The organism is Thermogemmatispora sp., from assembly GCF_019683755.1.
Classification (GTDB): Bacteria; Chloroflexota; Ktedonobacteria; order Ktedonobacterales; family Ktedonobacteraceae; genus Thermogemmatispora.
In genome coordinates this window covers 1-10,961 of sequence record NZ_JADGHT010000146.1, presented here as the reverse complement: position 1 = coordinate 10,961, position 10,961 = coordinate 1, and the positions used below count along the sequence as shown (strand labels likewise).

The 10,961-nt window shown below is 58.3% G+C and carries 7 protein-coding genes; 5 read left to right on the top strand and 2 right to left on the bottom strand.

Features of this window, described 5'->3' with window-relative positions:
- Positions 1 to 1,639 (bottom strand): hypothetical protein (locus IRZ24_RS11050; RefSeq protein WP_297163920.1); only part of this gene is annotated, 1,639 nt, incomplete at its 3' end.
- A 221-nt stretch (positions 1,640 to 1,860) separates the two neighbouring features.
- Between IRZ24_RS11050 and IRZ24_RS11045 the strand changes: the two genes are divergently transcribed.
- Both IRZ24_RS11045 and IRZ24_RS11040 read left to right on the top strand, forming a co-directional pair.
- Positions 1,861 to 2,472: a hypothetical protein gene (locus IRZ24_RS11045; protein ID WP_297163917.1), complete on the top strand. Its 612-nt coding sequence runs from the start codon at positions 1,861 to 1,863 to the stop codon at positions 2,470 to 2,472.
- A gap of 57 nt (positions 2,473 to 2,529) precedes the next feature.
- Positions 2,530 to 3,984 carry a hypothetical protein gene (locus IRZ24_RS11040; RefSeq protein WP_297163915.1) on the top strand — a complete coding sequence of 485 codons (1,455 nt, stop codon included), beginning with the start codon at positions 2,530 to 2,532 and terminating at the stop codon, positions 3,982 to 3,984.
- A gap of 243 nt (positions 3,985 to 4,227) precedes the next feature.
- Here IRZ24_RS11040 and IRZ24_RS11035 read toward each other — a convergent pair whose 3' ends face one another.
- Positions 4,228 to 4,611, bottom strand: a complete 384-nt coding sequence (locus IRZ24_RS11035; RefSeq protein WP_297163912.1) for a lipopolysaccharide assembly protein LapA domain-containing protein — start codon at positions 4,609 to 4,611, stop codon at positions 4,228 to 4,230.
- A gap of 333 nt (positions 4,612 to 4,944) precedes the next feature.
- On the opposite strand from IRZ24_RS11035, the gene mutS reads away from it, so the two are divergent.
- The 3 genes from mutS to IRZ24_RS11020 all read left to right on the top strand — a co-directional run.
- A complete protein-coding gene (mutS, locus tag IRZ24_RS11030) occupies positions 4,945 to 7,764 on the top strand; it encodes a DNA mismatch repair protein MutS (RefSeq protein ID WP_297163909.1) in 2,820 nt (939 codons plus the stop codon).
- A gap of 220 nt (positions 7,765 to 7,984) precedes the next feature.
- Positions 7,985 to 9,139, top strand: a complete 1,155-nt coding sequence (locus IRZ24_RS11025; protein ID WP_297163906.1) for an acyl-CoA dehydrogenase — start codon at positions 7,985 to 7,987, stop codon at positions 9,137 to 9,139.
- A 429-nt stretch (positions 9,140 to 9,568) separates the two neighbouring features.
- Positions 9,569 to 10,961, top strand: a 1,393-nt coding sequence (locus tag IRZ24_RS11020) for an MFS transporter (protein ID WP_297163903.1), incomplete at its 3' end; no start/stop codon positions are given.

Sequence of the window (10,961 nt, the reverse complement as noted above, 5' to 3'; positions counted from 1 at the left end):
TCTGCAGGCCCGGGAAGAAAGGCAATCCCGTGCGCTCCATGCCCCAGACATAGCCGGCGTAGATCGAAAGCATGCAGAAGGCTGTCAGCGCCAGAGTAATAGCGAAGGCCCGCGAATGGAGCAGGCTCTGCCAGCTCTGATCACTGACTAGCGCGAGCAGGCTCAGACCAAGCCAGCTTACAAGGTACCAGGGCCAGAACCAGGTTGAGCCAACGAAGCAGAAAAGCAGCCAGGCCAGAGCCATCCAGCCAAAAAGCGCAGACAGCCTGCGTATGGAAGCAGGACGCCGCAAGGTGTAGAGGCAGAGGCCACCATAGGCAAGAACAAAGAGGAGCGTGGCAATGCTGTGAGCAACGATTTCTGGGTAAGAGCCAGTATTAAGATCGAGCTGAATAAGACGAATCCCGGCGATTGTTGCATAGAGATGTACCAAAAATTCATAGGGAGTGTTGCGCGCCATTGAGGCACTGGGATTGACTCGGAGGAGGCGTAAGACTGCACCATGATGCCAGAATGGCCAGTAGAGCAAAACAATGCTACCAATGTAGACCAGCAGCACAGTGGCTGGTAGCTGCAGACGCTGCCAGAGAGAGCGCCGCTCATCGTGGGCCAGAAGAAAGAGGAGCAGCCCCGGAAAGATGACGATGAAGGTAATTTTGAGACAGGCGGCCAGGGCTAGAAAGAGCGTGGCGGCGAATAGCCAGGGCAGCCATTGGCTGCGCCGCCAGTGGAGCAGGGACCAGCAGGCCAGCAAAATAAGGAAGAGAATCGTCGCGTCATTATGGGCGTTGACACAGGCTTCTAGCAGAAGCAATGGGTTCCAGGCTAAGGCAAGGGTCACTGTGAGACGAGTGAGATGGAGACGCGACGAAGGGCCTTCTTGTGGAAGCAGAGCCAGACCGCTGCAGCTCCAGAGCATAGCGGTCGCTCCAAGATGCATGGCCAGGCCAAACAGGCGTAAGAGGAGAACCATTCCCCAGACACTATTGTGGTGCAGCTCTAGGGCAAGCCACTGCAGCAGACTCGTGCAGGCGATCCACGTCGGGCCGTAGGCTGATGGCTGGGTAGTCCAGAAGATATATTGATAAATGGGGTCACGTGAGATGGCGATGGGCAGGGTCGTCAAGGGGTTAAGGTGGTAAATTACGCCTATGCGGGCATAGGTGATGTACGAAAAAACGTCTTGTGATGTCAGGGCAGGATATAATACTAAAGTGAAACCGAGGAAGGTCGTTGATAACAAGATAAACCGGTAGGAGATCAGGGAGGGCAAAGCGCGCAAGGCTAGCAGATAGAGCAGACAGATGAGGGCTAATCCCCCCCAGAACAGAAGCAGGTCGCGCCAGTTCAGTGGAGCGTTCGCGTTATGCAGCGCCTGGGCATCCAAAGGATGCCGCGGAGAGATGAGGGGCTGGTGGGGAAAGAGCAGGTGCGTTGGCAGGAGTAGCCAATGTTCCAGCCGCGAGCCGGGGAAGGCCTGGTAAAAGTAGAGTGCACGCAAGGGAAGGATGACGCCGAGGGCCAGCAGCCCCATTCCCAGCAGAAGCGCCAAGAGGACAGGCAGCGAGCCTGAAGGATGCTCTGTCGCAGCCGATTCTGTTTTTGAAGTTTGAGTCAGAGGAGTCAGTGAGTATGCCATTTGAAAAGATACCCCCACCGAGATCTAAGTACTATCCATGCCCTGGTCCTGGCGAGCCGGGGCCAGCACCAGTATTTCTGCCTACGAATAGGTATAAATACCTAAACATAGTATACGGTCTCGTGTAAAGTGCCGCTTGTTCGCAGGAACCAGGCATGGTATACTTTGGCAGAAGGGAGCTGCGTGCCATTCAAGCGACTGCTGTGAGCAGAGCAAGTACAATGGGCCAGTACCAGCAGTGGTTGCTCTGTCAGGAAACTGACCGGAGCCTGAGACGGAAACTAGAAGCGCTGGAAGCTGAGCGAGCCTCCTTACTAGAGCGTCTGAGTGAGCTAGAGCGAGCGCAGCCGCGGCCAGAGAATCAGCTAGTGCGTCTGCTGCTGAACGCCTTGGGGGAAGGGGAGGAAGGCCAGCAGCGAGGTCAGCAAGCGCGAGCGCATCTCTCGCCGTCGACCTCTGTCAGCTCTGGGGCCGTGCCAGGGCGTAGCACCGGCGAAGTTATTAGTAACGTTGGGCCTGTTGGTCCGGCGCGGACGCCGTTGCCAGCGATGAACAGTGAGCTGCCTGCTGGTACGCCACCTGCTGCTCAGCGGGGGAGCAGAGGCCAGCTAGAATCATCAGTGAAGTTGCAGGAGCTTGAACTACCTGAGTGGCTCCACCGTTTAACCATCTCCTCGGGTAAAGATCGGCGTCCCGGTCCCATTGATGAAGAGCGGATACGTACCAATCGCCTGGTCCAGCGTTGGTTGGAGCGCTGGGGACGCTTGCCTTCCTCTCCACCGGTTTCTCAACCGCCGACCACCCCAACCCAAGAGGATGCGACCCAGAACTAAAGGCAGGCGCCTGCCGATGCAATCGACTGGCCTTATGCTCTGCTTGAGGATGCCGAGATGAACAACAGCGAGCAGCTGCAACGTCTCTACAGCCGCCTGAGCCGGCGTGACATTGAAGAGTTCTATGCTGGCTATCAGCTCTGGTTAACCGAGCAGCGCCTAGCTGTCCTGCAGGAAGAGATCCAGGCTCTACGCCAGCAGATTGAGCAGAATGCCGAGCGTCTACGTCAGCTCCAGCCACCCGAGGGGGTAATGAAGCTGCTAGCAACCCTACGCGAGTGGGGAGTGAAGAATGTCGACCTGCTCGACCGCCTCTGCGAGCGCGGTGAGGAATGGTTACAGGCAATGTTCCGCCGGCTTGATACCTGCCGCCGCCTAGGCCTCTTTGATGGCGACTATGCTCGCTGGTGCGAGCATGCCCTCGAAGGTGCCTATGACTGGCTCGATTCGATCGATGAGGTGGCAGCTATCGCCGTCGAGGGGACGGCTCAGACTGAGGTCGTTGTGCCTGCTACGGAGGAAGAGGAGAGTGGCGACGGCGAGCTGACAGAAGATGAATTCTGGCGTCGCCTGCTGCATGAGGAGGCGACAGCCAGCAGGCTCCCGGCGATAGCGCCAGCCGAAGTGATAGCGGTGGACGGTCGCGATAACTTGGTAGCAGCAGAGCAGGCCGCGCCGGCGGAGGTGGTTCCCCTGCCTGAAGAGGCTCTCCCGCCGCTGCTAGAAGCTGAACCGATGAGCGTGTCCAACATAGTGGCGTCTCCCCAGGAGCTGGCGCATGAGGCAGCAGAGGCGGGAACACCAGACAGCACCGGTGACGGTTCGCTAGTCAGCGAGGCCTCTGTACCCCAGACTGTGGCGACTGTGCCAGAGCCATCCCCAGCTCCGCCGGTCGAGCCAGCTATCCGTGAATATGTTGGCAGCGGCACAGAGAGGATCGCGGAGGCAGCCAGCAACAGACTGGACGCTGCTGCGGGTGAGGATGAAGCTCAGGCGACCCTCGCTTCAGGAGAGCAAGAGGCGGAAGCGGCAGCGATGCCTGCTTACTATGAGTTTGGGGCCGTTCGCTCCCACGAGGCTGGCTCTACAGCAGAGGAGATCATTTTGCCTGAGGGGCAGGGCCAAACAGAGGCCGGGTGCACGGACGAGGATGCCAGCCTGCCAGGCTCTGCCAACGAAATCCTAGCCGAGTCGGACCTTGAGCCGAGCGAACTCACAGACGCCCACTTGCATTTGCTATCACCTGCCAGCGCCGAGCCGCGCCATCAGACGCCAATGCTGGCAGACCAGGGGAAAGCAGCGTCTCCTGCCGCTCTGGCGGAGCAACCTGAAACAAGCGAGCAGAGTGAAAGGCTAGTCGAGAACCGGGCAAGTGAAGAGAGTGAGCCAGACGAGAGAGCAGCGATAGCTGGCAAAACAGCCCTGGCGCGACAGGCCGAGGAGGAGGATACGGCGGAGGAGCTGCACTTCTGGCAACGCATCTTCGGTCGGCATGGCATCGAGTTCGATTAAACACCTGCAGTAGAAAAACACACCCTCCTTCTGGGACAGGACAAAGAAGGCTGCCCGTCCTGTTCGTGTGTCTCCTTGACCCCTCTCTCTGTTTCTTGAATAATTTCTGCCGCGCTGCGGGCTAATGTGCGGCTAAGGGAGGTCAGTAAGACCATCACTCGCTGAACAAGGGATACCCCAATTCCCAAGGAGAGAGCGCCTTATCTGTCTTAGTGCCTCACACCTAGAAGACGAGGCGAGACGTTAGTAGCTACCGGGGGGATAGCCAGCGGAAGGGCCGGGATGGTGACCGGGACCAGGCGGTACACCGGGACCGGGCATACCTGGAATACCAGGCATGGGAACAACTGGGGGCATCGGCGGAAGCGGACCAGAAGGAATGCGTGCTGCCTGCGCAGCCTGCAAGGCTGCAGCCTTTTCCCTCTCAAGCTCTTCCACGCGCTTGCGCAGCCGCTCCAGCTCGCGCCGATCTCTCAGAGAGGCCAGAACAGCGATCACATAGAACACGAGTGCGCCCAACAGGAACGAGAGCAAGAGCAGCGCTCCCACGGGAAGAGGAATATGGAGGTGCCAGGAGAAGATTGACAGCTCAACGTCGCTCAAGAGAGACCCGTTTGCAGTCGTCATGGTGCACCGTTCAACAATCGATCCATCGATGCGTGCTCATCTCTATATGTATTGCCAACGTCTCCAGCACTCTGCGCTTACGCGCGAACCTGCCTTGAAATGAGGATAGGAGGAAGAGACCGCGCCAGAAAGAGCCGGGTCTTGCGACGTGGTTCCTCCAGTCCACACGGGGACGTTCAAAGTATATGCAAAAGCTGATCATACTGGCAACTGGGTAGGACTGAACAGCTAGAAGAACCAGGGGGCGCGTCAGGAGGGCTAGAACGCTTTTACAAAGCAGCTGATTCGGGGTAAACTAAGCATCACGCGAAGAGTCTCTGGGAGAGGTGAACCGTGCTATTTGAGGAGTACGAGAGAGGTCAGCAGAGCAATCACAGCCCGATCCGGTCGCAGTACCTTGCCATCAAGGAGCGCTATCCTGACACCATTCTCTTTTTCCGCATGGGCGATTTCTACGAGATGTTCGATGAAGACGCCGAGATCGTGGCGCGCGAATTAGAGATTGCCCTGACGCGGCGTGACTTTGGTCGTGGGGAGAAAGCCCCGATGGCCGGAGTGCCCCATCAGGCTGCCGAAAGCTACATTGCGCGCCTAGTGAGCAAAGGCTACCGCGTGGCTGTCTGTGAGCAAGTCAGTGATCCGGCCCTTTCACGGGGGCTGGTGGAGCGCGAGGTGACGCGCATTGTAACGCCGGGCACGGTGGTTGAGCCGGCCATGCTAGCGGCCAAGCGCAATAACTTTCTGGCGGCGGTCGTGATGGGGCGCAACGCCGTCGGCGTCTCCTATGTGGACATTACGACAGGCGAATTCGCAACGACTCAGATCGCCACAGGTGAGCCGGAGCTGACGCTGCAGCAGGAGATTGCACGTATTGCCCCAGCAGAGGTGCTGGTAGAGGCTCACTATGGGCAGCAAGGCAGTCGTAAACGGCGCTGGCTGGCGGCGGTGATGAGCGAAAAGCCGGTGCCCCGTCTGGGAAACAATGGCGATCCTGATGGGGCGGCGATGCTGTTGGGTGACCAGGAGGATGGGCTGGATGCGGACGATGACGAAGATTTTGCGCCTTTAGCCCGCCTCTTTAAAGGACTAGCCGGCCATGTGACGCCCTACGATGCCCGCTTCTTCAGCGAGGCCGACGCGCGCCATCGCCTGCAGGCGCACTTTGGCGTAGCCTCACTGGAAGGCTTTGGCTGCGAGAAGCTGCCGCTGGCGATCCGAGCGGCGGGGGCGGTTCTGGCCTATGTACAAGAGACGCAGAAAGAGATCGTGCCTCAGCTTACCGCTCTGGAGACCTACTCGACGGCCAACTTTATGATCCTCGATCCCCATACGCGGCGCAACCTGGAACTCTTCGAGAGTGGACGCAGTGGCTCGCTCAAAGGCTCCCTGCTCTGGGTATTGGATCGCACGCGTACTCCTATGGGCGGGCGTTTGCTGCGTCGCTGGCTTAGTCAGCCGCTCCTGGATATTGAAGCCTTACGCCAGCGCCAAGAGGTCATTGCTGAGCTGCTGGCAGCCCCGCTGCTGCGGGCGCGCCTGGGAGAGATTCTCAAAAAGATCGGCGACATTGAACGCCTGATCAATCGCGTGCGCCAGCGCATCGCCAGTCCGCGCGAGTTGGTCGCCCTGGCAAGCAGTCTGCGCGGGGCGGCAGAGATCCGCTCCGATCTGCTCTCTGCTGAGGAAGAAGAGAGCGTTCTGTGCAACCTGCCATCGCTGGCAGCCTTGCTGCAGCGGCTGACGGATAACGCCGATGTCATTGCCCTTATTGAGCGTGCCATCGTGCCAGAGCCGCCGGCGACGATCTCGGAAGGCGGCATCATTCGGTCTGGCTTCAATGACGAACTTGATCAGTTACGGGCCATCTCGCAGGACGGGCAACGCTGGTTAGAGCGTTTGGAACAGCGTGAGCGTGCTCGAACTGGCATCAGCTCCCTCAAGGTTGGCTACAACAAAAACACCGGCTACTTCATTGAGGTCTCCAATGCACACAAACAGCGTGTGCCGGCTGACTACCAGCGGCGTCAGACCCTGACCAACAGCGAGCGCTTTGTGACGCCAGAGCTGAAGGAATACGAAGCCACCATTCTTAACGCACGCGAGCGCATCAACAAGTTAGAGAGCGAGCTATTTGCCCAGATTCGGGCAGAGATCGCGACCCAGGCCGCCGAGCGCGTGCTGACCACAGCTCACGCTCTGGCTGAGATTGACGTCTATCTGAGCCTGGCCGAGGTGGCGGCGCGCAACAACTACTGCCGGCCTGAGCTGAATGACGGCGATACCATTCGCATCATTGCCGGGCGCCATCCGGTCGTTGAGCAGGCTCAGCCGGACGTGCCCTTTGTTCCCAACGATACAGAGCTATCGAATCACGAGGCTCAAATACTCATCATCACCGGGCCGAACATGGCCGGAAAATCCACCTATCTGCGTCAGGTGGCGCTCATCACCTTAATGGCCCAGATTGGCAGCTATGTCCCCGCTCAAGCGGCCACGATAGGCATCGTAGACCGCATCTTCACACGCATCGGGGCTCAAGACGATCTGGCAACAGGCCAGAGTACCTTTATGGTCGAGATGGTGGAGACGGCCAATATTCTGCACCATGCAACACCTCGCAGTCTGGTCATTCTCGATGAGATCGGGCGTGGCACCAGTACTTACGATGGGCTGGCCATCGCGCGCGCGGTAGTCGAGTATCTGCATAACAATAAGCGCTGTGGGGCGCGAACCCTCTTCGCCACGCATTATCACGAGCTAGTGGAGGTGGCGCGTGTACTGCCGCGCATTCGCTGCTTTAATGTGGCAGTGAGCGAGGAGGAAGGACGAATTGTCTTCCTGCGTAAGATTGTCCCAGGGGGGGCCGATCGCAGCTATGGGGTGCATGTGGCGGAACTGGCTGGCATTCCCCGCCCGGTCATCCATCGCGCGCAGGAGATTCTAGCCGAGCTAGAGCGTAAGGGTGAGGCACAGGCGCGGCGCAAAGCGATGAAAGATATGACCATGCCGCTTGGCTGGCAGATGACGCTCTTCGCTGCTGAGTCACATCCGATTCTAGAAGAGCTGAAGAATCTGGATATCGAGAGCTTGACACCAATTGAGGCTATCAGCAAGCTCTATGAGCTGCAGCAGCGAGCGCGCCGCGAAGGCTGACAGAGAGACGCGGGCAGCCTAGCCTCGCAGATTCGGCGCCACACGGTCTGGCTTGCGATCCGTGCCTCCTCTCTTCAACAGGAGCGCCTGCGCCTTCCCTCCACCGCTAGACCTCCTGGGTAGCTGGCATGAGGGCAGCCTCTCTGTGGTATATTTCAAAACACAATGGTTGTGTCCTGTCCTTTGTCTCTCATCGATATCCAGCAAAGGAGCGTCGTATATGGCGGTTTCGCATCTCTCTCCCGAAGAAGAGGAGCTGATTGCAGCTATTCGCGAAATTGCAACCGAGCGTGTGGCGCCGCGCGCGGCGGAGATAGATCGCACTGGGGAATTTCCCTGGGATATGAAAGAGCTGCTGGCGCAGCAGGATATCTATGCCATGCCATTTCCAGTAGAGTACGGCGGCCTCGGCTCAACGAAGCTGGCGGTAGTACGCGCCATTGAGGAGCTGTCGCGCTGCTGTGCCACAACGGGCCTGCTACTGGCGGTGCAACAGCTTGGCGCTATGCCCATTCTGCTGGCCGGCAGCGAGGAGCAGAAGCGCAAGTATCTACCGCCGCTGGCACGTGGCGAGTGGCTGGCGGCCTTCGGTCTGACGGAAGCAGGCTCAGGCTCGGATGCAGCAGCGATGCGCACTGTAGCGGTGCGCAAGGGCGACCACTACATCCTCAACGGCTCTAAGCGCTTTATTACTAATGGCGGTCTGGCCCAGGTCAATACGGTTTTTGCTTTGACCGATCCGCAGGCAGGAACGCACGGTATCAGCGCTTTCATTGTGGAACGTGATTTCCCAGGCTTCTCTGTGGGGCGCATTGAGGATAAAATGGGAATCAAGGGATCGCAGACGGCCGAGCTGATCTTTACCGATTGCGAAGTGCCGGCGGAGAACCTCATTGGGCGTGAGGGAGAAGGCTTTCGCATTGCTATGCGTACCCTGGATCGTACGCGGCCCGGTATCGGCGCTCAGGCGGTCGGCATTGCTCAGGGGGCACTCGATTTGGCTGTCTCTTATGCCAAACAGCGGGTGCAGTTTGGGCGCCCCATTGCTGAAAACCAGGGCATTCAGTTTATGCTGGCCGATATGGCGACTAAGGTCGAAGCCGCCCGCTTGCTAGTCTACAATGTGGCGGAGATGATCGATCGCGGCGAGGAGCGCTTTACTATGTATGCCTCGATGGCCAAAATGTTCGCCTCCGATATCGCGATGGAGGTGACCAGCGACGCCATCCAGATTCTGGGCGGCTATGGGTACATGAAGGAGTATCCGGCGGAGCGTATGCTACGCGATGCCAAGATTACTCAGATCTACGAAGGAACGAACCAGATTCAGCGCCTGGTCATCGCTCGCGAGCTGCTGGCGCGGGCCTCGGCTTAATCAAGCCGCTGCCTGACTGACGGTTGCTGCTCCGGCCAGACTTCCCCTGACAGATAATGAGGCGCAACGACGAAGACCCCGACTTGATCGATGCTGCGTTGCGCCTCTTATGCTGCAAGGCCCTACCTCGCTGTAAGAATATATACACAGCAAATGATATTGTTGTGCTCTAGCTCTAGCTCCGCCTCATTCTTAAGGAGTTTGCTGCCTAAGAGAGTGGTGGCCGACAAAGGATCAGCAGCCGGCCATCGAATTGTGTTATCATGAGACGGGGAAGAGCGTCCTCTAAACCGTGCCTTCTCCCTTGCCCCAAGGCGTTGAGCGGGCATCAAAGTGGGCATGTCGCCAGTGGTAGGCAGAGGCGCGCAGCCGGAGACAAGGCAGCATGCTCAAAGCAGTGCCGCTCTGGCCTAATGAACTGCTAAGCAAGTGAACGAGCTAACTGAGATCGGCGGAGCTGTCCCTGCTATCCACCTATCCGCTGCCGTTGATGCCTCGCTGGCAGATCTAATTGTTGATGAGCACCGCATCATGAAGAGACCGGAATACAAATGGACTGCACTCTCGGTTGTGACGCTTGGCTCCTTAATGGTCGCCATTGACTCAACGATTGTCATCCTCGCCCTGCCGGCCATGCTGCAGGACCTGCATTCTGATCTCGTGCGCATGACCTGGGTGATCACCAGCTATCTACTCATCAGCACGGTTCTGCTGCTCTCCTTTGGCAGAATGGCCGACATGTTTGGGCGTGTCCGTCTCTACAATCTGGGCTTTCTCATCTTTACCGTTGGTTCGGTTCTCTGTGGATTAGCCCCCAACGATCTCTTTCTCATTGCGGCCCGTGTGCTACAGGGGGCTGGTGGTGCCATGCTAAATGCGAATGCTATGGCCATCATTACCGAGGTTTTTCCTCCAGGCGAGCGCGGCACGGCGATGGGCTTCAATTCGATCACCTGGGGAGCTGGCAGTGTGCTCGGACCTGTTCTTGGGGGTCTCATTCTCTCACTGGCAAGCTGGCGCTGGATCTTTCTGGTCAACCTACCGGTTGGTCTGGTAGGCATGCTAGCCGCCTATTTTCTCCTGCATGACATTGCCCCTCGTCAGCAACGCGAGCGTTTCGATATTCTCGGGGCCTTGCTTTTCTGCATCGGTCTCGTTGGCCTACTCTTCGGTCTGCTGGAAGGTATCAGCGTTGGCTGGCGCTCGCCGCTCATCGCGGCCTTACTGATCATTGGTTGCGGAGCTCTGCTCGCTTTCCTCTGGCGCGAGCGTCACTATGCCTATCCCATGCTCAATCTGCGTCTCTTCAGCAACCGTGTCTACGCTTTCTCGGTTCTGGCGGCCATGCTCCAATCGTTGGCCGTTTTCGCTGTTAACTTCCTGGTCATCTTCTATCTGCAGGGAGTCCGTGGCTATCCGCCGCTAGTAGCGGCCCTACTGATTCTCCCGTTACCTCTCTTCATTTCGCTGATAGGGCCACTTGGAGGACGGTGGGCTGATCGTATCGGGGGAGCGATTCCGGCGACAATTGGCCTAGCCATTCAGGCCCTGGCCCTGATCTTGTTAGGCCTTCTGACACCAACAACTCCCTACTGGCAGCTTGCCCTTATCCTGGCCCTCATGGGGATAGGCGGCTCCTTCTTCTGGTCACCGAACACCAGCACGACCATGAGCGCAGCCCCGCGCAGTCATCTCAGCGTTGCCTCGGCGACTCTCAATACCCTGCGCAACGTAGGCATGATCTTCAGCTTCGCTGTCGCTCTGGACGTTGCGGCTGTCTCCATGCCACCAGCACTCGTAGCCAGCGTCTTCCTAGGCACAG